General features: G+C 35.6%; 17 protein-coding genes. 7 read left to right on the top strand and 10 right to left on the bottom strand.

Translation table 11 applies throughout. The features are described 5' to 3' along the window. The first annotated feature begins 120 nt into the window (after window positions 1–120). A complete protein-coding gene (locus ACFRAE_RS03755) occupies window positions 121–975 on the top strand; it encodes a DUF4886 domain-containing protein (RefSeq protein ID WP_422795777.1) in 855 nt (284 codons plus the stop codon). A 49-nt stretch (window positions 976–1,024) separates the two neighbouring features. Here ACFRAE_RS03755 and ACFRAE_RS03750 read toward each other — a convergent pair whose 3' ends face one another. Continuing rightward, window positions 1,025–3,265, bottom strand: coding sequence for a hypothetical protein (locus ACFRAE_RS03750; protein ID WP_422795776.1), 2,241 nt, complete (start codon window positions 3,263–3,265; stop codon window positions 1,025–1,027). A 33-nt stretch (window positions 3,266–3,298) separates the two neighbouring features. Next, a complete protein-coding gene (locus ACFRAE_RS03745) occupies window positions 3,299–5,611 on the bottom strand; it encodes a hypothetical protein (RefSeq protein ID WP_422795775.1) in 2,313 nt (770 codons plus the stop codon). A 398-nt stretch (window positions 5,612–6,009) separates the two neighbouring features. On the opposite strand from ACFRAE_RS03745, the gene ACFRAE_RS03740 reads away from it, so the two are divergent. Next, entirely contained in the window at window positions 6,010–6,669 is a 660-nt protein-coding gene (locus ACFRAE_RS03740) for a DUF6266 family protein (protein ID WP_422795774.1), read from the top strand. Window positions 6,670–7,001: 332 nt separating this feature from the next. Here ACFRAE_RS03740 and priA read toward each other — a convergent pair whose 3' ends face one another. Both priA and ACFRAE_RS03730 read right to left on the bottom strand, forming a co-directional pair. After that, window positions 7,002–9,482: a replication restart helicase PriA gene (priA, locus tag ACFRAE_RS03735; protein WP_422795773.1), complete on the bottom strand. Its 2,481-nt coding sequence runs from the start codon at window positions 9,480–9,482 to the stop codon at window positions 7,002–7,004. A 112-nt stretch (window positions 9,483–9,594) separates the two neighbouring features. After that, window positions 9,595–9,984, bottom strand: a complete 390-nt coding sequence (locus ACFRAE_RS03730) for a DUF423 domain-containing protein (protein ID WP_422795772.1) — start codon at window positions 9,982–9,984, stop codon at window positions 9,595–9,597. Between the two features lie 133 nt (window positions 9,985–10,117). Between ACFRAE_RS03730 and ACFRAE_RS03725 the strand changes: the two genes are divergently transcribed. The 5 genes from ACFRAE_RS03725 (at window position 10,118) to ACFRAE_RS03705 (ending at window position 16,846) form a co-directional block, all read left to right on the top strand. Continuing rightward, window positions 10,118–12,763 (top strand): hypothetical protein, encoded by a 2,646-nt coding sequence (locus ACFRAE_RS03725; RefSeq protein ID WP_422795771.1) that lies wholly within the window; start codon window positions 10,118–10,120, stop codon window positions 12,761–12,763. 116 nt (window positions 12,764–12,879) lie between these two features. After that, on the top strand, window positions 12,880–13,887 hold the full coding sequence (locus ACFRAE_RS03720) for a DHH family phosphoesterase (protein WP_422795770.1): 1,008 nt from the start codon (window positions 12,880–12,882) through the stop codon (window positions 13,885–13,887). Window positions 13,888–13,915: 28 nt separating this feature from the next. Then, window positions 13,916–14,920: an FKBP-type peptidyl-prolyl cis-trans isomerase gene (locus tag ACFRAE_RS03715; protein WP_422795769.1), complete on the top strand. Its 1,005-nt coding sequence runs from the start codon at window positions 13,916–13,918 to the stop codon at window positions 14,918–14,920. Between the two features lie 105 nt (window positions 14,921–15,025). Then, window positions 15,026–15,820 (top strand): TatD family hydrolase, encoded by a 795-nt coding sequence (locus ACFRAE_RS03710; RefSeq protein ID WP_422795768.1) that lies wholly within the window; start codon window positions 15,026–15,028, stop codon window positions 15,818–15,820. Between the two features lie 3 nt (window positions 15,821–15,823). Then, on the top strand, window positions 15,824–16,846 hold the full coding sequence (locus ACFRAE_RS03705; protein ID WP_422795767.1) for a type I asparaginase: 1,023 nt from the start codon (window positions 15,824–15,826) through the stop codon (window positions 16,844–16,846). Here ACFRAE_RS03705 and ACFRAE_RS03700 read toward each other — a convergent pair. From ACFRAE_RS03700 to ACFRAE_RS03675, 6 genes are read right to left on the bottom strand one after another with little or no spacing between them, the layout of a single operon-like run. After that, window positions 16,833–18,134, bottom strand: coding sequence for a bifunctional folylpolyglutamate synthase/dihydrofolate synthase (locus ACFRAE_RS03700; protein WP_422795766.1), 1,302 nt, complete (start codon window positions 18,132–18,134; stop codon window positions 16,833–16,835). The genes ACFRAE_RS03705 and ACFRAE_RS03700 overlap by 14 nt on opposite strands. Window positions 18,135–18,144: 10 nt before the next feature. Continuing rightward, entirely contained in the window at window positions 18,145–18,966 is an 822-nt protein-coding gene (locus ACFRAE_RS03695; RefSeq protein WP_422795765.1) for an energy transducer TonB, read from the bottom strand. A 56-nt stretch (window positions 18,967–19,022) separates the two neighbouring features. Then, window positions 19,023–19,430, bottom strand: a complete 408-nt coding sequence (locus ACFRAE_RS03690) for an ExbD/TolR family protein (RefSeq protein WP_422795764.1) — start codon at window positions 19,428–19,430, stop codon at window positions 19,023–19,025. 31 nt (window positions 19,431–19,461) lie between these two features. Then, window positions 19,462–20,160 carry a MotA/TolQ/ExbB proton channel family protein gene (locus ACFRAE_RS03685; RefSeq protein WP_422795763.1) on the bottom strand — a complete coding sequence of 233 codons (699 nt, stop codon included), beginning with the start codon at window positions 20,158–20,160 and terminating at the stop codon, window positions 19,462–19,464. 37 nt (window positions 20,161–20,197) lie between these two features. After that, window positions 20,198–21,238 carry a hypothetical protein gene (locus ACFRAE_RS03680; protein ID WP_422795762.1) on the bottom strand — a complete coding sequence of 347 codons (1,041 nt, stop codon included), beginning with the start codon at window positions 21,236–21,238 and terminating at the stop codon, window positions 20,198–20,200. A gap of 37 nt (window positions 21,239–21,275) precedes the next feature. Then, window positions 21,276–22,985: a hypothetical protein gene (locus ACFRAE_RS03675; RefSeq protein ID WP_422795761.1), complete on the bottom strand. Its 1,710-nt coding sequence runs from the start codon at window positions 22,983–22,985 to the stop codon at window positions 21,276–21,278. Window positions 22,986–22,991 lie beyond the last annotated feature (6 nt).

Raw genomic sequence — 22,991 nt, 5'->3', positions numbered from 1 at the left:
TATGGAAGCTAGGTTGTTTCTTTATTATTAGCGTTTTAGTTCATCCATCGCACGAATTCTTCTGAAGAACACACCTATTTAATAGGTTTTAGATGATTTTTTACCTTATTCCAATAGATCATGAATAAATTGCACTTACTTCTACTCTTATTTCTATTATCCATTTCCCCTATTTTTGCGCAAGAGCAATCGGCAAAGGAGGATGATATTGTCAAAATATTAGCTATTGGAAATAGCTTTTCTGATGATGCTTTAGAAAATTATCTCCACGAACTAGCCACAACTGCTGGTAAAAAAATAGTGATTGGTAATTTATATATTGGAGGGGCTCCTATAGAGCTTCATTTAAAAAATGCACACAACAACCTCAAAGCCTATAGTTACCGGAAAATTGCACAGGACGGTCAAAAGAAAACTACGGAACAGGTAAGTATAGAAGAGGCTTTGGCCGATGACAATTGGGATTATATCAGTTTACAACAAGCAAGTCCTCTTTCTGGCAAGTACAATATCATTATGGAAGGATTGCCTGATTTATGGACCTATGTAACTGCTCATGCTCATGAAGACAGCAAAATTGTCTATCATCAAACTTGGGCTTATCAACAAGATTCAAAACACGATGGCTTTAAAAATTACAATAATGACCAGTTGACGATGTACGACAGCATCGTTAATGTTGCGAAAAAACTCGATAAATCAGGTGATTTTGAATTTATCGTTCCAGCAGGCACCGCCATTCAAAATGCGAGAACGAGTAGTATAGGTGATCATATGACCAGAGATGGGTACCATCTTAACCTGGATTATGGACGCTTTACCGCCGCCTGTACTTGGTATGCTAAACTATTTAAACTCGATCCTCGCAAAAACCAATACAAACCTGAAAAACTAACGGAGGAACAAGCAAAAATTGCAAAAGAATCAGCGTATAAAGCGGTTAAAAAGCCTTTTAAAATATCGAAAATAAAATAAATATACTTGGTTTCAAGAAGATTAGCATTTCTTAAAGCCGTAGGAAATACTAATCTTCTTCAAACTCTTGAATATGTTTAACCATATCTATTATTTTCCCCGATTTCGAAACTCCTTGGACTCGAATATTAAAGGAAGAGTTTCTTCCACTATTATAAAATGAAATAGTCATTGGTTCTCCACCTTTCATAGCCAAATCAGGATTCCAATACAAGGTTTGTCGATCATCATAATCTACGAGAACCTCTCCTTCGTATTTCGCTTGATGAAATTCTTCAAGCACATGATATCCAGGAACCAAAAGCTTTTTTATTTTGGATATTCCGATGTCTTTATTTCGATAATTTATCCCCGTAGTATATACCATAATTAAACCCAATCCTTTATTGTCAAACGGATAATTTTTATAATACCGGATGTAGGATACTTCTGTAATATCCGCAGGAATTTGCACATTTCCTCCTGCCATAGTTGCATTATTAAAGAGCATCATAGGTTGTAAGTTTGAAACCCCATCCGGACCTAATTCCGGATACTTCCTCCGCAAATGCCTCATCAGTTCCTTAAACTCAAAGACATAAGGTGGTAAGTCTTCTACTTCTAAATCAATATTTAAGTTTGCATCATTGAATAAAAACCAATCAAGGGAATTTTTCTCATTTAAATCCCGGTAGAAAGGATTATTTCTTTTTCGTTCTATTCCAACAGGTTTAATAAATGTTTTACCAAAATCATCACTATAAGTTAATGGATCAAATTCACCTTGATATTGCATAGAATAATCCAAATTTTTCACAAAAACAGGAATAGTTAAGTTTGGTATGCTTGGTAATGGAGAAAACTTCCATACTAAATCATAGTCAAATGTTTTTAACCGCTTATCTATCTGCACAAATCGGATTTGCGCAGTATCTTCAAACGTAATATTTGGCAAGATTATATGGCCTAAACTATCAAAATTTACTTCTCGATAAACGTAATTAAGATGAGCTAATTTCTTGATACCAAAAGAGGAGCCGCGAAATTTTTCTTGCTTTCTTTTCGCTCGTTTTTCGCGATCATTCCTCAATTCCATAAATTCTTGCCATTTCTCGTCTTTCATGATTATTTTGCCGCTTAAAAAAGCTATTGGATCGTCTATTTGCACGGCGTTTACAGACAAATTGCTTTTAGATGCATAATAAAAAATAAATTTTCTACCTTCAAATTGATAGTCTTCGGATTTATTTTCCAACTCGCTATTCGGAATTAATCCATCAACTACAGATACCGACAAATTCCATTCCTCCTCACCCGGAATTTCCAATTGAACTCGTTGAGGACCGTATGGCCTATAAATCATATACTCAGGCTCAATTTTGATGCTGTCAGCTAACTTCGCTTTGAAAATTATTTTGGAGTAGATCTGTTCCTTATCTTTAAGCAGGAATTTTCCGTTAAACCGCCCTGCCATCCAGTTTTCAATTGGTATCTTTAGCGCCTTACCTTTCTCTAAATTCAATAAGGTATCGAGGATGGTATAATCTCCTTGAATATATTGAAAGCTTATTGCAGGTAATTCCGACTGATTATCTATCCATATCCTGGTACTATCATTTTCTTCCGTTACTCGCATTCGAACTAGCGGTTCTATACTGGGCACTGTATCTACATAACTTTTATCCTTGTATTTCCAATGGACGTACAGCTTATTGGTAGGTGATTGTATTTCAGCCATGGCTAATGCCTTATTGTCTATTTTCAAGGTTTGAAGTTCTTTTCCTTGTTCATCAACAAGAAGAGCTTGTTCAATATTTTTGTTATTCCATTGAAAGCGTAATTTATTTACGGCATTAGGAATCCAGCCATTGCCTTCCACTTGGATGTATAAATTTGCCTCATTTACTGTCGGAACTGCCTTATTTTGTATTACAGCTAATTTAAATGCCGCTGGATCTAAAACTGCATCATCTTTAATATTTCTTTTAGAAAAAATATTCACAAATAAATCCGAATCCTCAAAATCTATAGGAAGAACATATTGACCGAACGAAATTCCCAAGGATGCTTTATTTAGCTGCTGTTGAAGGATCTCGCCAGTTCCTTTTCCAAAAGCTACTGCCAAATTATGGATAGCAGTATCTAAATTCCCATCCACATGGATATAAGATTTAAACCAGACAGTATCACCCGGAAAATAATAATCTCGGTCCGTATGAAAAGTAATTTTTGACTGTGCCTGTAACTGGACACTTGAAAAAATAAAACAGATCAGAAAATAAACATATTTTATAAAATCACTTTTAGGCATGACGTCAATATAAATAAATAAATAAGCTATCCATTATTTTATGCTGGTTGTTATTTGACCATCAATTTCATTAATATGCTTACTAAATTGAATTTTCTTACCGGATCTAGAAACACCCTTTATTGTTATATAAAAAGATTTACTGATACTGTTATTATAAAATTCAATTGGAGTTGATTCACCCGCCTGAACCGCTAGATCTGGATTCCAATACAAGGTTTGGCGATCATCATAATCTGCAGGAGTTGTTAAACTATAATTTGGCGCATGGTAATCGCTAAATGCACTATACCCAGGTGTTCTGCTACGTTGTATTTTTGAGACTCCCATATCTTTATTCCTTCCATATACTCCAGTAGTGTACACCATAATTGCCCCATTTTTAAATTTATCAAGTGGATAGTTCTTATAATAACGTATATAAGCCACCTCCGAAGCATGAATGTTTTTGTAATTGTAATTATTTACAAATTTCGCATTCTCATTAATCATAAAATTTGAAGCAGTATATTCATTATCTAATAAAATAATAGGATTAATTTCGTCTAAAGATGGAATTTGATTTTCATTAATCACCCCAAGTTGAGGATACTTGATTCGTAAAAAATTGATTAATTGGTTCAATGAATCCACCCGGATAGGAATATTTTCATATTCCAAATCTATATCTAAATCGGATTCATTTTCCGCAAACCAATCTCTCGAATATTTTTGATCCAACTTCGAATAAATCGGATCTTTACCTTTGGCTTTAACTTGCAAAGTCTTCAGGTATGATCTTCCAATTTTACCTTGGTAATAATAAGGATCATATATTCCTTGATAACTGATAGATTGATCTAATCCAGAAATGAAATCTGGCACTTTAAGATATTCCAAGGTAGGCAAAGGTGAAAATTCCCAATTGAGTTGATATTTAAAAGTTTTTAATCGATCATCTATCTGAACAAACCTTGTTTCTAGGGTATCGTAAAAAGTTAAATTTGGTAAAATAAGATTTCCTTTCTCATCAAATGCTACTTCATGGTATTGGTAGGCAGTATCTTTTAATAAACGGTAACCTAATGAACCATACCTTAAATCCTTGTTTTTCTTTGCTAGGATACTGGATCTTTTTTCTTTCAGCTTCAAAAATTTCTCCCAATCGTTTGGTTTCATTTGAATTTTACCTTTTAATACCGCAACCTGATCATATACTCTTGGATTTGCTTCAGTACTCAAGCCAATTTCCGGATAGGTATACACAAATTTGGAAGTTTGATTTTGATAAAATTCTTCTAAATCAACAATTTTATGATCTGGAAGCAAACCATCATGAATAGAGACGGAAAGATTCCATTCCTCATTACCAGGCAACATCACATTAAATTTTTGATGTGCATACGCTGATGAGTTAAATTCTTCAACATCTACAAATGGAGTGATATCTACTTTAGTAGCTAATCTTAAATTGGCCAATAATTCCAAATTATTTCGAATCAAAAAATTACCGTTAAATCTGCCGGTTAACCAATTTTCAACATTTATTTCTTGCATTGATTGACTTGAAAACTGGATGACAGTATCTTTCACTACAAAATCTCTATGCTGATATTGCAATCTTACCTGTTTTAAAAAAGACTGATTTACAATTTCCAATACAGACTTTCCTTCTTTTTCTTTTAATATCAGCCTAACTTTTTGCTGATTGATAGGCAAAGGTTTTACAAATTGTTGCCCATTCATCTCCCAATGCACAAACAGCTCTTGATCTTTGGCATTCATTTCAAATGAACAAAAACCCTCTTCATCGGTTTCAATAGTTTTTAATAATTCTCCGGCTTTATTTTTTAAGTCTGCCTTAATAACTTGCCATTTATTCCATTGCAACTTGATGCTATTATTGACCTCAGGAAGCCAACCATTTCCATCAACATACATTTCAACTGCAGGTATGAATGATGGGGAAACTCGCTTATTTTGAATTACCGCCAGTTTTACGGCTTTCGGCTGTTGAATCTGATCCTCAACAACCTGCCTTTTAGTAAATAAATTTAGTAGAATTTCATCCTCTTGATAATTTAGTGGAATAACGAAATGACCATAGGATAAACCTAGAGCTACTGGCCGAATTTGTTGTTCAAGTATAGTCCCATCCATCTTTCCAAATGCAATCCCTAAGTTTCGGATCGTGGAATCCAAGACACCTTGATGATTAATATATGACTTATACCATATCGTATCTCCAGGGAAATAATAATCGCGGTCACTGTGAAAACCTATTCGTTGTTGAGCAAATATGTGATGGCTGCTAAAAACGAGTCCTAAAAAAAGAATAAAAGCATTAATTATATATTGATTTTTCATCCCTCTTATCGTTTTATTCCTTAGCTATATTTGGTTTTTCCAAAGGATAAATAAAGATAAAATAATATTTAAGAATTCTTATACGCTTACCTTAAAAAGGTGCTGAAAATCAAATAATTAAACCAAATAAATGTAAATAATCTATACAAAACCAACATGCTTTTTATGGATTGAACGAGAATTTTTAGTCAAATAAATTACTGCGATCGATCTCCTTCGGATCTAATTCGGATATGATAAGGATCTACTATGCATATTCAACGCTTATTTTCGAGCGAGATACGCTCAAAATGCAATTCAAAACCAAAACAATTAAATATAACTTAAAAGAAACTTAATTTACTATAAAACAATTAAATCAATTCTAATACTATCTTCGTTGTATCAAATTAAAAGTCATGGCAGCAAATCTAAAAAATGGTCTTTACGGTCCAGTATCAGGTAAGATTGGACAATTGGTATTTTGTAAAAGAAATGGAAAAACCTATGTTCGCAGTGCGCCCAAAAAAAAGAAATTGAGAAAGGTTTCGAAAAAACAGCTATCGGTTCGATCACGTTTTAAAATGACCCAACAGCTCGTGTCTTATCTACTTCCCTATATTCGAATTGGTTTTAAATACACACAACCTGATAAAACAGCTACCAATGCCGCTATGTCCTACAACTTGCGCGAAGCATTTAAATTTGATGATGAATTACAAAACTATCGTTTACAGTGGAACAACATTTCCTTCAGTCGTGGAATTCCTAATGTGGCCGAGGCTATTAAATTCGAATTAGTAACTAATGAATTGAAGATAACTTGGCAAATTAATAGCTCCAAACGGAAACAACTGGACTTATATACCTTCAAATGCTGCGTGCTGATTCTTCCTGAAAACTATGATATGGAACGATTGCAAGGCTGTATCAATGAAAATAGCATCACTTCAGGAATACAATGTCTTCAAGTGGACATCATACCGGAAAGCAGGTATCATGTGTATATCGCTTTCTTTAGTAATGATGGCAGAGGTAGAGTGATGGATAGTGAATGGATTGGGCTGATCAACGCGTAAGGAACTATATTTGAAAAACTTAGCAAACTATTTTCAATGTAAAACAATGAAAATCAAAGGTTTTTAAATATAAAATTTCACCATTTGAAAGATGAGTTGAAATCCCTAAAACATGAGGAAAATCTAGTATCAAATAGTAGGGCAAAGCTAGTATAGAAAGCAAAATCATTATAGCGCTAGCGCTCGTAAAATTTCTTAAGGAATTTCATTAAAGCTCAAATATTACAGTATATAAAGCTAAAAATTGATTGATTACTAAATTTTGGCATCCTATTTTTAGAAGTTGATAGGTGATTCATTAAGATCTTTGCCTCAGTGATTCTATCTAAAAGTTAATAAGGATCTACATCCTTCATGACCCGTACACCTTTATTTTTTGGATCTAAATCGAAGTGTAAGATAGATTGCAAAATCAACTCTTTCACTTTCATGATGGAAATATCTTTACGTTCAATTTTGATGGTAATGGTTTCTATGAAGTTATTGCGAACTCTAGATACTAAAGGGGGTTCAGGCCCTAAGACCCGGGAACCTAAGTTTTGTCTTAATAAGGCTGCTAATCGCTTGGCGGAATCATGCACTACATTTTGATCGGAATGTTTAATATCCAATCGGATGAGCCTATAAAATGGTGGATAGTGGTAATTTTTTCGCTCCGTTACTTCGGTCATAAACATCGCCTCGTAATCGTGATTCGTGACTTGCTCTAGAACACGATGTTTGGGGGTGTAGGTTTGAATGATTACTTTTCCTTCTTTTTGGCGGCGACCTGCACGACCTGCCACTTGAGAAAATAATGAAAATGCTCGTTCGTAGGCTCTGAAATCAGGAAAATTAATCATTCCATCTGCATTGATAATACCTATTAAACTGACATTTCCGAAATCAAGGCCTTTGGTTATCATTTGCGTACCGATTAAGACATCGTATTCTTGATTATCAAAGGCAGCAATGACTTTATCAAAACCATATTTACCTTTCGTAGAATCCAGATCCAATCGACCTATGCGCAACTCAGGCAACAAGATCTGTAATTCTTCTTCCACACGTTCCGTTCCAAAACCTTTACTTTGCATGTTAGGCATTCCACATGCAGGACAAGTATTGTGGGTGTCTTCAGAAAATCCGCAATAATGGCAATGCAATAGGTTACTGGATTTGTGATAGGTCAAGCTTACATCACAATTGATACATTTGGCAACAAAACCGCAGGTACCACATTGAAGAAAGGGTGTATGTCCTCGTCTATTTTGAAATAAAATAACCTGTTCTTTATTTTTCACGGTTTCTTCCAGCGCATCGAGTAATGTTTTGCTGAAATAAGAAAACATCTCTTCTTTACGGCCAGCCTCAGCGATATCCACCAGCGTTATTTCAGGCAATTTGGATTCGCCGAAACGCTCTTTCAATACCACTAAACCATATTTATTAGCCTTGGCATTATAATAACTTTCTACGGAGGGAGTAGCAGAGCCCAGTAAGACTTTCGCCTGATGTTGATGTGCTAAATAAATGGCTGTATCACGAGCATGATAACGCGGTGCTGGATCATATTGCTTATAGGAATTTTCATGTTCCTCATCGACTATAATGAGTCCCAATTCATGAAAAGGTAAAAATACCGATGATCGAGCCCCAACTATGACTTGATATTCACCTTTAATTACTTTCTGCCAAACTTCTGCCCGTTCATTATCATTAAATTTGGAATGATAAACCCCTAACCTATCGCCAAAATGTAATTTCAATCGCTCGGTAATTTGTGCAGTCAAAGCTATTTCAGGGAGTAAGTAAAGGGCTGACTTCCCCTTGTTCAACTGCTCTTCAATTAAACGTATATATAATTGAGTTTTGCCGGAGGCCGTAACTCCATGAAGTAAAACGACATCCTTGTTTACAAAATGTTCATGGATTTGGTCAAAAGCGACTTGTTGCCCTGTGCTGAACGTAAAATCAGGAGATAACAACACATCTGTCCCTTCAAACCGACTTACAACTTTTTCTTGAACATCAAATACACCTTTATCTATAAGGGAGGTGATGGCACCAGCTCCACATCCAGATACTTCCATCAAATCCTGTCGACTGATATCTTGTTTGGTTTTTTGCATTTGTAAAAAGGCAATTACCGCATCTTGTTGTTTAGGAGCACGATTTAAGGAATCTAATAATTCGCGCTTACCATCGGCATCATTAAATGCGGCTGCTAGGCGCAGGAATACTTTGGTTTTAGCTTTATATTTTTGTTTTATTTCTTCAGAAATGAGTATATATCCCTGTTCAAAAAGATGACGCAATAATGGAAAGACTGTTTTTTGTCCAAGAATGCGAATGACATCATTTACACTCAATACCCCTGCAAGATCTAAGGCTTCTAATATTAAATAGCCCTTATCAGAGACTAAACTTCGATCTAATGTGGGATCATTGGAGGCCATAATTTTTGTTTCAGAGGCCATTTTTAGTGCTGCAGGTAATGCTGCTTGCATGACATCTCCAATATAGCACATGTAATAATCGGATATCCACTGCCACAATTCAAACTGTTTTGAACGAACAATAGGATGTTCATCTACCACGTCTAATATGTATTTTGCTTCGTAATGAGCAGGAGCTTCTTCAGAAATACGGTTGATAAGTGCCGAATAAATTTTGTTTTTGCCGAATTGAACAATTACCCGAATTCCGATAGCAATTTTATCATTCAGTTCTAATGGAACTCGATACGTATATTGCTTAGCGATAGCTAATGGTAAAATAACCTCTACAAAGTAGGTATTACGATTGTTTGGCAATAAATCAACTTGTGACATAGAAACAAAAATAACATTTCAAGATGATATTCCTTGTGGAATAATCTTAGGGAGCAAAAGCAAAAAGGTGTCTTGTCAGACACCTTTCGTAAAACTTCATCCGTATGTACAATTAAGCCCTATGCTTGATCGCTGCTATGAATAAGGCTACCCATCCGATAATAAAACAGACGCCTCCAAGCGGAGTAATAGGGCCAATCATCGCTATATTTTCGATTCCCAACAAATTTCTCACACTTAATAAGTATAAAGATCCTGAAAAGAGGACAATTCCAATACTAAAGAAAATGAAAGAGACCTTAATAGACTGACTTTTAGCTCGAGAAAAAGTAGATAAAAATAGTAAAGCTAAGGTGTGGTAAAAATGATATTGGTTGGCGGTCTCCCAAGTTTCTAATTGTTTATCAGAAATTTTACCTTCAAGACCATGAGCTCCAAAAGCTCCTAAAATAACTGCTAACAGTCCAAAAAATGAAGCCATTAGTATAATTTGTTTGTTCATAAACTAAGTAAAAATAGTTTCTTGATTTATTTAGTTTATAAATGTATAAAATAACTTCTTAAAAAGCACGCCTATTTTTGCAATTTTGTATATATTGAAGAATTAATAAAATCGCTGCAAAGCGCTTTCGAATATGAGAAATACGATCATCGTCTCCATTATCTTATTTATTGCCGTGATATTAGCATCCGTGTATTATTTTGGAGATCTAAATAAGGAAAAACAAGAATCTGTTAAGCCAATTACCTACTTACCAGCCGACACTTATTTCATTGCCTCATTCATTAATGATGCTGCTACAGACAATATTTTTAAAGATTTTGAAATATTTGAAGCTATCCTTGGCAAGAGCAAGCAACAGGAATTGAATCATTTAAAACAACAACTATTACGTAATAAAGAATTATCCAATTACCTAGCAGATGTGGATATTTTTGTATCAGTACATCCTGCGAAAGAAGAAAAAAGTTTGCTATTTAGTTTCCCTAGCAAAGAAGAGTTGAGTAAGGAACAATTGGATCCATTGATGAATAACCTAAGTAAACAATTCCAAATGAAAGGATTGGATACATTGGGACATCATTTTTACGGCTTTACCGCTATTCAACCAGATAGCTTAAGTCAGACCCTCCAGAAGACGCCTATTTATGTGGCGTATGATGCTAATATCTTTTTCGCCAGTTTTGATAAAGAATTATTGATTAAGGTATTGGATAAAAAGGTAGCTAAATTGGATAAAGACCAAATCGCCTATTTTAATGAAAACAACAATCATAAAGCCCCATTTACAATATATCTTCCTCAACAAAATTTAGAATCGTTAGTTGGATCGATTAAGCAAAATAAAGCCGGAGACTTTCTTAAGCAGTTTATCCATTTGAAAGGACAATCGGTTTGGAATATAAATTATAAGCAAGATGCTTTAATGCTATCAGGCGAAACGGAATTAGAAGATCAAGAAAAGGAATATATTGCACTGTTTGCAAATCAGCAAAAAACTAAGCAAGACTTGTATCAATTATTCCCTTCTAATACCGCGATATTCATTGAATATTCCTTTAGTAATGCAGAAAAATGGTTTTCGGACCTTAAAAGTTGGCAACAAAAAACCGCAACCTCTACGCAATTTGCGGATCAAGAAAATCAAATAAATAAAGATAAGCCAAATCTATTACAGGATTTTCAATCGGTTATTTCAGGGAATTTCGCCATAATTGAACAGAATAATGGTGATTATTTAGGCTTTATACGCATTTCGGATAGCAGTAAATTTGACCGGATAGTCAATGCTCTAGCAGAATCTGTAAGTGATGATTTGTATAGATTTCGCTATGCGAATATTCCTTATCGCTTTTTCGGCGATGGATTGCAACCATTTTCAAGACCATACTTCTTCCTTCTCAATAATACCTTAGTTTTAGCGAATCAACAATCGACTCTTCAAGAATATATTCAGAAATGGGAAAGAAAAGATCTATTGATCGGCAACATCAGTTTTAAAAATTACGAACAGCTACAAGGGAATGATGCGAATGTTACTTTCTATTTGAATAATAAAAATGCGAGCAATCGAATAGAAAATGCATTGAATGGAGATTATGGCCGAAAGTATAGGGATAAAGAAGAATATGGTTTTCAAGATTTCCATTCTTGGTCCTTGCAATTGACAGGGAATTCGGGGAATTTTTTAAGTCGATTTTATGCCCTATATAAGAGTAAAAATAGATTGGGTGTGCAACCTGATTGGACCTATGCTATGCGTAGTAGACTCATAAATGGCCCTTACGTATTTGAACAATCGGATACTTCCCAATTCATTTTGGCACAAGAACAAGATCATACCGTGCATGCCCTACTTCCCAATGGCAAGAAACTATGGTCTTCTGTATTCTCAGGAAGAATTGTTGGAAAAGTTCAGCAATTGCCAGATAAATCCCTCTTGGCTGTGACAGATCGTAGAAGACTTTATCGATTTGACGCTGCTGGAAATAATTTAAAAGGTTTTTCGACCAGTGTTTCTGCAGAACCTATCGCTCAACCCCTATATGTAAATCATGAAGGCCAGGAATTGATATTGATACCGACTAAGCATAGCATTTTAGCCTATGACATGGAGGGTGGGCCTGTATCCGGTTGGGATAAAATTGAAGTAGAGGGGGAAATCCTAGGTTCATTACAGCGCATTGATCAAGAAATTATTGCCGCGACTAGCTATGGTAGAATCTATTTTTACAACCTATCTGGAGAAAAAACAACAGAAATAGATGTTGCAGGTGACCTTACTTTTGTCAGTAATTTAGGCATCATACAAAAGGAACAAAGCATCCATTTTTATGCCACAGATAAGGAAGGAAAGCTACATGAGATCCATAAAGATGGAAGCTCGAAAGTCATCTATGAAGGAAAATGGTCCAATAAATACAGTGCAGAATTTGAACAAATCTATGGCACATCCAATCCTGAATTAATTGTAATGGATGGCCCATATCTTCAAGTATTTGAAATAGGCAATACCGTCCAAGAAGTATTTGACTATACTTTTACCAAGGATGTAAGCAATAAACCTTATTACTTCCAAGCGGATGGAGGATTGCAGAAAATGGGTATTGCTACACAAGGAACAAATTTAATCTATCTTTTCTCAGAAAATGGAACTGTAGCAGCTGGTTTTCCAGTAGAGGCTCAACCCCTTTTCTATTATGGAAAAATTAACTACAATTCAGGAAATTATTTGATTTGTACTCGACGTGATCATAAACTCTATGCTTTCAAGCATTAAAAAGTTAGTTTTCAGCGGATTGATAAAAGTTAAAAAGAATTAAATCAAGCTTTCCTAATTTAAAAAAGTTTTCTTTGCAAACTTTTTTTCCTTAGGTTTGCATTCACAAAATACGTATGTTAGTAGGAGAAGAATATTTAGTAGAATTAACCAGACCTAAAAAGATAATCATTACCACCCATCATAAGCCAGACGGTGATGCCTTAGGCTCATCCTTGGGTTTATATTATTGGTTAAAGAAAAAAGGTCATGAAGTTCACGTCGTATTATCTTCTGATTTTCCTGACTTCTTAGATTGGATCCCCGGACGGGAAGAGCTAGTCTTCTTTTCAAAGAATCCGACCTATGGTCAACAATTATTTGATGAGGCAGATCTTATTTTTTGTTTAGATTACAGTGCGCTATCAAGAACTAATCTATTGGAACCCATAATTCGCGAAGCTAAGGCACCAAAATGGATGATCGATCATCATTTAGAGCCTGAAGATTTTGCTGTGGTTAAATATTGGGATTCGAATGCCGCAGCGACGGCTCAATTGATTTATACCTTTATTACTGAAGTGTGTAAGGATGTAGATGCTGTAGACGCCAATATGGCTACTTGTTTATATACAGGTATCATGACGGATACTGGTTCTTTTCGATTTAGGAATACAACCTCCGCAGTACACCATATTATCGCTAAATTGTTAGATGCGGGTGCTCGGAACTGGGAAATTCATGAACATATTTACAATAGTTCTACCGAGAATCGATTGAAATTCTTAGGCTATTGTTTATTAAACTGCTTAGAAGTTATACCAGAATACCATACGGCTATGTTTACTTTAACCAAAGAAGACCTAGCTAAATTTAATGTAACGACAGGCGATACCGAAGGATTAGTGAATTATGCACTATCCATTAAAGGCATTCGACTAGCGGGTTTATTTGTAGATAGAACTGAAATAATTAAATTATCTTTGCGTTCTACTGGCGATATTCCTTGCAATGAGATTTGTAGAACGTATTTTAATGGTGGTGGTCATTTAAATGCCGCAGGAGGCAATTCGAATGATGAAATTGGCGAGGTGGTAAATCGCTTTAAATCAATTTTACCAGCATATAAAGAATTTTTAACTTAAGCATATTTTAAGCGTTATAAATAGAAAAATGAAAAAATCGATTTTAGTATTAACGGCAGCTGCAGGCTTATTATTCGCCTCTTGCCAAAATTTTAAAAAAGCTGAGGGTGGCCTTGAATACAAATTTTTGAAGGACAACGGTGGTGAAAAAGCAGTGGGTGGCGATATCCTTGCAATGGATTTAATTGTTGCAACAGACCGTGACTCCGTGTTAGCAAACACTTATGATTTAGGAATGTCTCAAATAGCTCCAGTAATTCCAGATTCATTGATGCAAGGTGGATACCCTGGAGATAACAATACCATGCTAAAAATGTTGGGTGAAGGCGATAGCGCTATATTCCGTCTTAACTTAGATACTATGGCAGCTAAAACTGGTCAACCAAAGCCAGAATTCGCTGATAAATACATCCAATTTACAATTAAAGTGAAAAAAGTGTTCAAAAAAGGTAATCTAACTGATTCTGCTTTATTTGACCAAGTAAATAAATACTATTTAGCAGAAATTGAATCTTTGAAAAAATCTGAAGAAGGTAAAATCAGCAGCTACGTAGAAAAAAACAAATTATCTCCTAAGAAAACAGCTTCTGGATTACAATACGTAATTAAAGAAGAAGGTACTGGTGCAAACCCGGTAGTAGGTGATACCGTAGTTATTAACTACACTGGTGGATTAACCAACGGTAAAATATTTGACACTAGCGATCCAGAAGTAGCTAAGAAAAACAGCATTTTCCATCCAATGAAGCCATATGAAGCATTGCGCGTTCGTGTAGGTCATACTCCAGTTATTGCTGGTTGGACGGAAGGTCTTCAATTGTTGAAAAAAGGTGGTAAAGCAACGTTAATTATTCCTTCAGCATTAGGATATGGTGAGCGTCAACAACAAAACTCTATCCCTGCATATGCACCATTAATTTTTGATGTAGAAGTAGTAGACATCATTGCTGGTCCTAAAGAAGAGCCTAATCCATTAGCTCCTCCAGTAGGTCAAGGTGCTCCAGTTATTGAAGGTGCTCCAACGGTAAAATAAGGAAATCTTTATAAGAATAATAATGAATCGCAGTTTTTATTGAAAAACTGCGATTTTTTTATTTGCAATAAATAGTTTAGATAACAATATCTTAACTTTGGGGCCATGGACATAAAGCAAGCAGCTGAAAACCTGGTTTTAACCGACACGCATACGCATATTTATTACCAAGCAGGAACTTCTGAATTGAACGATCAAATGGAACGTTGCTTTGCGAATGGTATTCAAAGACTGTTCCTTCCAAATGTAGATTTGGACTCCATTTCTTTAGTGAACCAAACCGTCGAGGCTTTTCCTGAACATTGTTTTCCTATGTTAGGTTTGCATCCTTGCAGCGTCAAGGAGGATTACCAAACTGTGTTAAATGATATCGCTTCGAAAATTAAAAACACTCAGATTTATGCTATCGGCGAAATCGGAATTGATTTATATTGGGATAAGTCTACCTTAGCTATCCAACAAGACGCATTCAATCGTCAAATAGAATGGGCTAAAGATTTAAACCTGCCGATTAGTATTCATTGTAGGGAGGCTTTTGATGAAGTTTTTGAAATTCTAACTCAGCAACAAGACGGCAGGTTGTTTGGAATTTTCCATTGCTTTACGGGCACATTAGCGCAAGCGCATCGTGCTATACAATTGGGATTTAAATTAGGAATCGGTGGAGTGGTAACTTTTAAAAAAGCAGGCCTTGATTTAGTTATCAAAGAAATCGATGTGGAACACCTGGTCTTGGAAACTGATGCACCTTATTTGGCACCAATGCCATTCCGAGGAAAAGAAAACGAAAGCAGCTATTTAATTCATATTGCTCAGAAAGTAGCTGACTTGAAAGAAATGTCTTTAGAACAGCTTGCTGCTATTACGACAAGTAACTCAAAACAAATATTTAACATCTAATTCATGTATAATATATTTATCATCTATACAGGTGGAACAATTGGAATGGTTAAGGATCCTGAATCTGGCACCTTCATTCCTTTTGATTTTGAATTAATACAAAAAAATCTACCTGACTTAAGTAGATTAAATTATAAATTAACGATCCATTCTTTTGTGCCCATCATTGATTCCTCGAATATGAAGCCTCATATCTGGGTGCAAATGGCGGAGCTCATTCGTGATAATTATGAGCGATACGATGGATTTGTCATCTTGCATGGATCGGATACCATGGCTTTTTCTGCTTCTATGTTGAGTTTCTTACTTGAAGGCTTACAGAAACCGGTTATTCTTTCTGGGTCTCAACTACCCATTGGAGAGATTCGAACGGATGCTAGAGAAAACTTGATGACGGCTTTAGAAATTGCATCGGCAAAGAAAAATGGAAAGTCCATCATTCAAGAGGTATGTATACTTTTTGATAATAAATTATTTAGAGGAAATCGTTCTTTCAAATACAATTCGGATAAATTTGAAGCTTTCCGCTCCCCCAATTACCCTGTTCTGGCTGAAGCGGGTATTCATATCCGATACAACGAAGAAATGCTATTGGACAACACCGATAATGAGTTTATTTGCCATAATCAAATAGACAATCGCGTGGCTGTGTTGAAGCTATTTCCTGGAATCCGCAAGGAAACTATTGAGTCGGTTCTGAATTCAGATGTTCGAAGTATTGTGATGGAAACTTTTGGAACCGGAAATACCATGACTGATCAGTGGTTCTTGGATTCGCTGTCTGCTTGTATTCAAAGTGGGAAAAACATCTTAGACATATCTCAATGTAAAGTGGGTTCTGTTGAACTGGGCCGTTACGAGACCTCTCAAGGCCTTAAAGCTATTGGGATTCTCAATGGCTATGATATGACCTTTGAGTCCGCTATAACGAAGCTAATGTATCTTCAGGGGGAATTAAGTAGTCAAGCGGATGTGGCACATTATATTCAACAAAATATTCGTGGGGAATTGACTAAAAATGATTAGTTAATATTTCTGCAACCACAAAGGTACTGCCCCCTATAAATATTAAATCTCCTGGTCGATACTGATGTTTTGCGGCATCGAATGCTTGCCCTATAGATGGATATGCATTTCCTTTTAAGTGATAGTCCAAAGCTATTGCTTGCAGATCTTCGGCAGGCATCGCTCTCGGCATTTCTGGTGCTGCAAAGTAATATTGTGCGGATGCCGGTAAGATTGGTAAGATATGCGACAAATCTTTATCACGCATGGCCCCAAATACGATGTGCAATTGCTTATAATCTATTTTTGCTAAATTCTTCAACACCTCCTGTATGCCATCTTCATTATGACCGGTGTCGGCTATGATATATGGTTCTTTACTCAGTGTTTGCCACCTTCCTTGAAGTCCTGTACGTTTTTGAACGTTTTTTAATCCTGCTAATTTCTGTTCTTCGGTAATAGAATATCCTAAGGAATTTAATTTATCTATAATTGTTAATACGCCAATTATATTTTTCAATTGATATGATCCTGTTAAATCTAGTTTTACCTCAATAAGCTGGTTTGTTTGCTTGTTCTTTAGTTGAACGTTAAGATAGTCATCGAGTAATTGATGATTAAGCACTTCAAAACAATCATTGCCATAGGTAATGGGACTTTCTTCTACTTTTGCTTTTTGGTCAAATACGAAAGAAATTTCCGCTTGTTTTTGCGATATCACCACAGGGATATTCTTTTTAATAATTCCCGCCTTCTCCCCTGCGATTTCTACTAAGGTATTGCCTAAAATATTCATATGATCCATACCGATGTTAGTAATCAACGATATTTCAGGTCTTATGATATTCGTGCTATCTAATCGACCACCTAATCCGACCTCTATAACCGCGATATCTACTTGCTGTATAGCGAAGTAATGAAAGGCCATGGCAACTGTAACTTCGAAAAAGGATGGTTGTAGCGTCTCTATTAAAGACAAATGCTGATTGACAAAATCAACAACAAATTGTTGAGGAATCATTTCACCATCTAATCGTATTCGTTCGCGAAAATCGACCAAGTGTGGGGAAGTATATAAGCCAGTTTTATAGCCCGCTGTTTGTAATACAGCAGCTAACATGTGCGATGAGGAGCCTTTTCCATTGGTTCCTGCGATATGTATAGATTTAAACTGATGATGAGGATTTCCTAAAGCTTCACAAAATAACAAGGTTTTATCCACATCGGGATTGATCGCTGAAGCCCCATCACGGGTAAACATAGGTAACCGAGCATATAAATACTCGATTACCTCTGCAAATGTTTTCATATCTAAAAGATTATCTTACTTTAAATCGGAAGGTGATTAGTCCAGTTTGAGAATCTGGAGCATTTTCTAAGGCATTCAAACGCGAGTTTTGAACAGCTTGAATACACTTGTTCACCAATTTATAGTCGGCAATCGTAGTACCCCTAGCTTGTCTCGCTCGGATAATATTGCCTCGGCTATCTACTGTAAATTCTATTTTTACTATACCCGTTTGTTGTCCATTGTCTTCCACATTAGGACGAACCACAAACTTTCTATTTTCTAAAGACAACATGGTATTTCCAAATCCAGATCCCCCCTCACCATAATTAGATGCTAAAGGGTCTCCTTGAGCGGAACCTTGGTTTCCTGGTACTGAACCAGTACCATCACCTGAACCTTGTGCATTGTTCTTTTTACCTTTGTATAAAGCATTTGGATTTACTGCCGGTGTGGCATTCTTTTTCTCTACAGTCGATTGATCAGCATTGGCCTTGACAGGTTTTTCTGATTTAGGCACCACAGGCGCATCCTCAACATCTTGTGTTACGACCGATTTATCAGCTATTTGTTGGGATGGTGTTGGTATTGGCGTAGTAACAGGATCTATTTTATCTGGTTTTACATTATTGGCATTTTCATCCATCGATGGTTCATCCACACTCATATAGTCCTCACCCATTCCCTCGGGAGCTGTACCGTAATTTACGATTAAACCTCCCATACCAAAATCAGGTGTATTTTGACTGAACACAATAAAGAAACCAATAGCAGCCAATGCCGCCATAACCAATGTCGAAATACCTAATGCTTTAGGTAAATTGTTTTCCTCTTGATATTGATTATAATACATATTTTCTAACCTATACGATTTGACTTACGTTGATTAAAATAGTTTAGCAAACTATTTTATTCTTTTATCTTTTCCGTAGCTAAAACAACTTTGATTTTCAATTTATTAGCCACATCCATCACCGATAATACGTTCTGAATAGGAACTGTATTGTCCACATATAACATAATCGTCAATTCTTCACCAGTAACTACTTTAGATTGAATTAAAGCTTCTAATGATTCGTATGGAACTGTTTGTTTGTCCACATGATATTGAAGATCACTTGTTATAGAAATGGTCATCGTTTTCTTTGCAACAGACTGTTCTCCTGCACTAGATTTAGGAAGTAATAGTTTTACTACCTGTGGATTTGATACTGCAGAAGCCAACAAGAAAAACAACATTAAAAAGAACATAATGTCATTTAATGCAGCAGTATGAACTTCTGCAGATGGTCTGTTTCTTCTATTTCTTAAATTCATCTTTCTGTTTTATTTAATTATGAGAAAGCGATTAATGACTTGGCTCATCTAATAAATCAATAAACTCAATGGCATCAGTTTCTATGCGTAAGATTAAACGCTCCACCATCATATTTAGAATATGATAGCCAATATATGCTAGGATACCAATAGTTAATCCTGAAGCAGAGGCAATCATTTTTACATATAAACCTCCAGATACTGAACCAATATCAATACCACCTGCAATCTCAACTTCGCGGAAGATTTGAATTACCCCGAATATAGTTCCTACGAATCCAAGCATTGGAGCAATACCTGCTATGATCCCTAAGATGTTAATATTCTTTTCTAAACGAGATACTTCCAATTTACCTTGGTTTTCAATAGCTCCCTCGATATCTTTAATTGGACGACCTACACGAGTCAATCCCTTTTGCAACATGCGAGATAAAGCCGAATTACTAGAACGACATACTGCAATTGCAGCATCCAACTTACCTGACATCACATTACTTTTTACTTGTGCGAGTAGACCACCTTCCGTTTTACCAGCTTTACTGATGGTGATATACCGCTCAAAGAATATGATTAAGCCTAAAAAGAATAACAATAGGATTGGAATCATAATCCATCCACCCTTCATCAGAAGTTGAATTAGATTTAAATCATCTTGAATAGCTACTGCTATAGCTTGTGGTTGCCCTTGATTTAATGAATCAAGTAACGTAGGTGTTTGAATTAATGACATAATTAAATAACTATTTATGCTGTTTTGATTGATTTACTTATTTTAATGGTTGTTTCCAAGCATCTGAGACATAGCGTTTCTGAACATATCTTAAGGCAGAATCTGCTTGAGTATTGGTTTCATAAGAATCCCAAATGACTTTCTTTTTATTGTGTGCCAAGTTGCTAGGAATGACACGTACTGATTTTATACCAGCTTTATTAAAAGATTCCGCTTGTTCATAAGCTTGAGCTAAAGTAGCATGTGTACCAATAACAATGAGGTATTTATGATTGGCAGGAATCAATGGTTTCTTCTCTACTTTAGCAACGCTATCCTGTTTTACTAAGGAGTCTACTTTAACAGTTAAAGTAGTATCCACAGGTAGTATATTAGTGCTATCAACTTTTGTATCCTGAATCGAGTCCAAAGGTAAGTTTTCTACCTCTTCAATCTTTTTATCTTTCAGCGAATTATAGTAAAACAAACTCCCAATAACAGCCAAAGCGATCAAAGTTACCCAAATATATACTGCCAAACTTTTCTTTGGTTGATCGTATTCCACCAATTCAGGCTCCACAGCAAGTACAGGTTCATCAGCATTAGGTTTTGGATCTTCTGCTAACTCTACTTCTTCCTTAACTTCTTGCTTTACCAAAGGCTCTTCAATTGGCGCAGACACAGGTTCAGGAATTGTTGTTTCTTGTTTCGCACTTCCTACTATAGGTTGATAATTAAATGAACTTAAATCTTCCGGCTTAAAAACAATAGAACTTCCATGTTTTATAAACTGCCCTAGGTGATTCAATTGAACCGAACCAGCGTCCTTTATAGTTTCAAAGAGTTGTAATACCTCTGCAGCAACCTGTTCTTCCGCATCTGCCCTAGTGGATTGATTCGTTTGTTGAACATATTCCACTAAATCTACCCCTTGAACAGACTGACTATCAAATTCTAGATAACTAACAGGTGGCAAATACACTTCTTTTTGCTCATCAAACACAGAAGAAGTATGAATCCGTCTGAACACACCCAAGCCCTTCACATACACTTCGTTTCTATGCTTTAACAGCTGCCAAATATATTTACCTAATTCCATTTTCTATTAAGATCGTGCAAAGTTATAATTTGTCTTACTAAAATGAAAAATTAATACCACCTAAAATATTGAAACCTAATTTAGGATAATATAAATATCTAGAATACTCTGTATTTAATATATTATTTGCTTTGACAAAAATACCCAATTGTTTAGTTGCTTTATACTCAGCGCCAGCACTTAAATCCAAAAAGGAGTCTACATTGCTTCTATTAAAATCAGGAGCAGGAGTCGTTGCATCCAAATAAGTCAACTCTTTCGCATAGGTTAAGCCATGGAATAAAGCTTCCGCATCAATATACAATTTCTGAGAGATATTAAATCTTGCATTCGCTGCTAATCTCATCTTTGGTAAATGCCATGCCGCATCTTGATTTGCCATGGTATAATTATCAATATTTAAACGACCACCTAGATTAACTAAAGCTGAAAGTCTTACATTGATTTCCCCTTCAATACCCACATGTTTTACCGCTTTATCAGCATCTCCATCATAGATTAAATCGAAATTAAAAGGGGTTTGCTTGTTATTTACAAATAGAGGAAGACCTTCTAATTTTCTATAAAACGCTTTCACTTTATAACCGAATGTAGCGCCTGCATTCCCTTTAATACCACCATAAATATTCATACGTTCCGTCGTATTCTGAATATTAAATTTTGGTCCCAAATAAGGATTTACTCTACTAAAGTCACGATAAGAACCTTTTTCTACCCCACCTTTAACACCTCCAAAGATGTAGAAATACTCAGGTACTAATGAGAAATCTATTTCTGCCTCAGGAAAGATATTAAATTTAGAGCTATCTCCAAATTCAGACACAATATTTGCACCCAAGGTGATATTGTAATTAGCTCCTTTAAAACGAATATAAGGATTAATTGCAGCGATCGAATTATTCAATTTTCCAGTTGTTGTATTGGTACCATTAATCGTATTGTAATCCAATTCTACATTGGCACCAACATTAAATGCACGAACACGTTTATTCAAATAACCCGATAAGGCAATGGAACTTTCCTTAGCATCATATTTATCGCTGTAGGTATAAGCATCCGCTTTAGCCGAATAACTTACAGCATCCTCATTCTTAGGGTCAAAATTACTAGTTAATTCTCCAGAAAAGAAGATATCGTTAAAACGTTGCGCTTCTCTACTAGGATTTAAGCTTGTGCCATCCACGGCAAAAGGTACCCCATAAAAGCGAGTTCCAAATCCATTATAGCCAACCAATCCATTCAACGTAAACATAGGTAATATCCTACGTCCAAAAATACCGATCTCTTGTCTAGAAGACTTTTGATCTTCCAAGGTTCCTTTTTGGCCCAAATGTTTTACAAATCCACCGAAACGCATATCTTCATATTCTTCTACGGCAAAATAACCTTCCGCTAAGATGGTATTAAAATTACCAATACCAACTTTTGCATAGTTACTTTTTAAATCAAAGATTTGGGAAAACGGGGTTTCCATGATCTTCAAATCTTGAAGACCCGTGTTAATATCTAATTTTTTATCAGGAACATGCCCATAATTTAATTTAGGCATATATTCCCTTTTATTCGACATATCAGGACTTCGACGTATCTTAACAGCATCCGCAAGAATAGGACGGTAATCACGAACGATATCAAAAGAATCTAGCGTTACTGGACGATCAGGATCTTGCTGTGCATATCCTGATAACCCCATCCCCATAAAAAAGGTTAATATAGCAGATTGTTTTATAATAGTATTCAACTTCATCTTTTC

Origin of the sequence: Sphingobacterium sp. HJSM2_6, assembly GCF_049316305.1 — a bacterium.
Taxonomy (GTDB): domain Bacteria; phylum Bacteroidota; class Bacteroidia; order Sphingobacteriales; family Sphingobacteriaceae; genus Sphingobacterium.
Note: the sequence above shows the minus strand (reverse complement) of the source record. Positions and strands in the feature narration are given on the sequence as shown.

Bases quoted from the DNA above. Each gene is read 5' to 3' on its own strand.
- ACFRAE_RS03755 (WP_422795777.1), top strand. From the start codon at position 121: ATGAATAAATTGCACTTACTTCTACTCTTATTTCTATTATCCATTTCC.
- ACFRAE_RS03750 (WP_422795776.1), bottom strand. From the start codon at position 3,265: ATGCCTAAAAGTGATTTTATAAAATATGTTTATTTTCTGATCTGTTTT.
- ACFRAE_RS03745 (WP_422795775.1), bottom strand. From the start codon at position 5,611: ATGAAAAATCAATATATAATTAATGCTTTTATTCTTTTTTTAGGACTC.
- ACFRAE_RS03740 (WP_422795774.1), top strand. From the start codon at position 6,010: ATGGCAGCAAATCTAAAAAATGGTCTTTACGGTCCAGTATCAGGTAAG.
- priA (WP_422795773.1), bottom strand. From the start codon at position 9,482: ATGTCACAAGTTGATTTATTGCCAAACAATCGTAATACCTACTTTGTA.
- ACFRAE_RS03730 (WP_422795772.1), bottom strand. From the start codon at position 9,984: ATGAACAAACAAATTATACTAATGGCTTCATTTTTTGGACTGTTAGCA.
- ACFRAE_RS03725 (WP_422795771.1), top strand. From the start codon at position 10,118: ATGAGAAATACGATCATCGTCTCCATTATCTTATTTATTGCCGTGATA.
- ACFRAE_RS03720 (WP_422795770.1), top strand. From the start codon at position 12,880: ATGTTAGTAGGAGAAGAATATTTAGTAGAATTAACCAGACCTAAAAAG.
- ACFRAE_RS03715 (WP_422795769.1), top strand. From the start codon at position 13,916: ATGAAAAAATCGATTTTAGTATTAACGGCAGCTGCAGGCTTATTATTC.
- ACFRAE_RS03710 (WP_422795768.1), top strand. From the start codon at position 15,026: ATGGACATAAAGCAAGCAGCTGAAAACCTGGTTTTAACCGACACGCAT.
- ACFRAE_RS03705 (WP_422795767.1), top strand. From the start codon at position 15,824: ATGTATAATATATTTATCATCTATACAGGTGGAACAATTGGAATGGTT.
- ACFRAE_RS03700 (WP_422795766.1), bottom strand. From the start codon at position 18,134: ATGAAAACATTTGCAGAGGTAATCGAGTATTTATATGCTCGGTTACCT.
- ACFRAE_RS03695 (WP_422795765.1), bottom strand. From the start codon at position 18,966: ATGTATTATAATCAATATCAAGAGGAAAACAATTTACCTAAAGCATTA.
- ACFRAE_RS03690 (WP_422795764.1), bottom strand. From the start codon at position 19,430: ATGAATTTAAGAAATAGAAGAAACAGACCATCTGCAGAAGTTCATACT.
- ACFRAE_RS03685 (WP_422795763.1), bottom strand. From the start codon at position 20,160: ATGTCATTAATTCAAACACCTACGTTACTTGATTCATTAAATCAAGGG.
- ACFRAE_RS03680 (WP_422795762.1), bottom strand. From the start codon at position 21,238: ATGGAATTAGGTAAATATATTTGGCAGCTGTTAAAGCATAGAAACGAA.
- ACFRAE_RS03675 (WP_422795761.1), bottom strand. From the start codon at position 22,985: ATGAAGTTGAATACTATTATAAAACAATCTGCTATATTAACCTTTTTT.